This is a genomic window from Streptomyces sp. NPDC060209 (assembly GCF_042728155.1).
Classification (GTDB): domain Bacteria; phylum Actinomycetota; class Actinomycetes; order Streptomycetales; family Streptomycetaceae; genus Streptomyces.
On sequence record NZ_JBHWZS010000537.1, the window covers coordinates 1 to 2,663 of the forward strand.

2 protein-coding genes are annotated in these 2,663 nt (G+C 69.3%); both read left to right on the forward strand.

Going from position 1 to position 2,663, the window contains the following annotated elements:
* Positions 1-416 precede the first annotated feature (416 nt).
* A complete protein-coding gene (locus tag ACFWFI_RS42320; RefSeq protein WP_033304207.1) occupies positions 417-866 on the forward strand; it encodes a PTS sugar transporter subunit IIA in 450 nt (149 codons plus the stop codon).
* A gap of 76 nt (positions 867-942) precedes the next feature.
* Positions 943-2,613: a phosphoenolpyruvate--protein phosphotransferase gene (gene ptsP, locus ACFWFI_RS42325; protein WP_387401228.1), complete on the forward strand. Its 1,671-nt coding sequence runs from the start codon at positions 943-945 to the stop codon at positions 2,611-2,613.
* Positions 2,614-2,663 lie beyond the last annotated feature (50 nt).

A 2,663-nucleotide genomic window follows, 5' to 3' on the forward strand; every position in this document is an offset into this window, starting at 1 on the left:
TCCGACTCTATCAGACTCTTTCGTGTCCGATTCCCGGTCGAAGCGGGTTACTGCTTGTTTCGCTTTCCAGTTCTTCGCTTTCGCGTTTCCCTTTCCGGCGAGTCCGACTCTATCAGGCCTTTTCCGTTCCTTTGACCGGGGTCCTCGCGAGCATGCGAGAGCACAATCAGAGTTACAGTCTGGGCTTGGGAGTCGCTGCCGATCCCGGACTCGAAGTCGTGTTGGGGTCAGGCAGGGGTACGACAGTACAGGCCGCTGTGAGACGAGGCAAATCGTTTCCGGTGCACCTCTAGGTCGGCCAACCGGTAGCTCTCGGGCGGAACCGGGACTTCATATGACTTACGCTGCTGATCAGTACGCCGCCCCCGATCAGCCGTGGCGGTGACATACGGATCCCCACCCCTGGGAGGCTCTCCATGACCACAGTGACGTCCCCTCTTGCCGGCCGCGCCATCGGACTCACCGCGGTTCCCGACCCCGTGTTCTCCGGAGCGATGGTGGGTCCCGGTACGGCCATCGACCCCGTGCGCGAGCCTTCCGAGGCTGTCTCGCCGGTCGACGGAATCGTCGTCTCCCTTCACCCGCACGCCTTTGTCGTCGTCGACGACCAAGGACACGGAGTACTGACGCACCTCGGGATCGACACCGTGCAGCTCAACGGCGAGGGCTTCGAGCTCCTCGTGAACAAGGGGGACACGGTGACCCGCGGTCAGGGAATCGTCCGCTGGGACCCCGCCGGCGTGGAGGCGGCCGGAAAGTCCGCGATCTGCCCGGTCGTGGCCCTGGAGGCCACCGCCGAGTCCCTTTCCGACGTCCGCGAGGACGGCGACGTGAAGGTCGGCGAGACACTGTTCGGCTGGCAGTGACACCCTCGGCGCAGTAACGAGCCAGTTGGGTATCCACCGCGGCGGTGCAGCCGCCGCACAATCGGAGACGGGTGAAATGGAGACAACGCTGCGAGGCGTCGGCGTGAGCCACGGTGTGGCGATCGGCGAAGTTCGGCACATGGGTACGGCGGTTCTCGAACCGCCGGCCAAACAGATTCCCGCGGAAGAGGCCGAGCGCGAGCAGGGGCGTGCCCGCCAGGCCGTGGAAGCTGTTGCGGCCGACCTCATTGCGCGCGGCAACCTGGCGGGGGGCGAGGCGCAGCATGTGCTCGAGGCCCAGGCCATGATGGCGCAGGACCCCGAGCTCATCGCCGATGTGGATCGTCGTATCGCCGTCGGCAGCACCGCTGAGCGCGGTGTCTACGACGCGTTCGCCGCGTACCGGGCTCTGCTGGCCAATGCCGGGGAGTACCTGGCGGGACGCGTCGCCGACCTCGACGACGTCAGGAACCGGATCGTGGCGCGGCTGCTCGGTGTTCCGATGCCGGGTGTGCCCGACAGCGACGAGCCTTACGTACTGATCGCGCGTGACCTGGCTCCCGCGGACACGGCCCTGCTCGACCCCACGCTGGTGCTCGGCTTCGTCACGGAGGAAGGCGGGCCCACCAGCCACAGCGCCATCCTCGCCCGGGCGCTCGGGGTGCCGGCCGTCGTGGCTCTGCCCGGAGCCGGTGAGATCGCCGAGGGCACGGTCGTGGCGGTGGACGGCAGCACCGGTGAGATCTTCGTCGAGCCGAGCCAGGAGAAGCGCTCCGAGATGGAGAGCGCCTCGGCGGCCCGCAAGGCGGCGCTGACGGCCGTGACCGGTCCCGGAGCGACCTCCGACGGTCACAAGGTGCCGCTGCTCGCCAATGTCGGCGGCCCCGGTGATGTTCCGGCGGCCCTGGAGGCCGGCGCCGAGGGTGTCGGGCTGTTCCGTACGGAGTTCCTCTTCCTGGACGACAGCAAGCAGGCGCCGTCCGAGGAGAAGCAGATCGCGGCGTACCGCGCGGTGCTGGAGGCGTTCCCCGAGGGGCGTGTCGTCGTGCGGGTGCTGGACGCCGGTGCCGACAAGCCGCTGGAATTCCTGACGCCGGCCGACGAGCCGAACCCCGCGCTGGGCGTGCGGGGGCTGCGCAGTCTGCTGGATCACCCCGATGTTCTGCGGACGCAGCTGACCGCCCTGGCGCGGGCGGCCGAGGGTCTGCCCGTGTACCTCGAGGTCATGGCCCCGATGGTGGCCGACCGGGCCGACGCGAAGGCGTTCGCCGACGCCTGCCGTGAGGCGGGGTTGCAGGCGAAGTTCGGTGCGATGGTGGAGATCCCGTCCGCAGCGCTCCGGGCCCGCTCGATCCTGCAGGAGGTGGAGTTCCTGTCGCTGGGTACCAACGACCTGGCGCAGTACACCTTCGCGGCCGACCGTCAGGTGGGGGCCGTGTCGAGGCTGCAGGACCCGTGGCAGCCGGCGCTGCTCGACCTGGTCTCGCTCTCGGCCGAGGCCGCCAGGGCCGAGGGCAAGAGCTGCGGTGTCTGTGGCGAGGCCGCTTCGGACCCGCTGCTGGCGTGCGTGCTGACCGGTCTGGGTGTCACCTCTCTGTCGATGGGTGCGGCGTCCATTCCTTACGTGCGGGCGACGCTGGCGAAGCACACGCTCGCACAGTGCGAGCGCGCGGCCTCCGCCGCGCGTGCGGCGGACTCCGCCGACGAGGCGCGGCGCGCGGCGCAGGCGGTGCTGTCGGGCGAGTGACACCGCCCGCTGCAGGCAGTCGGATGTGAAGGGGTTCCCGCCGGTTCCGG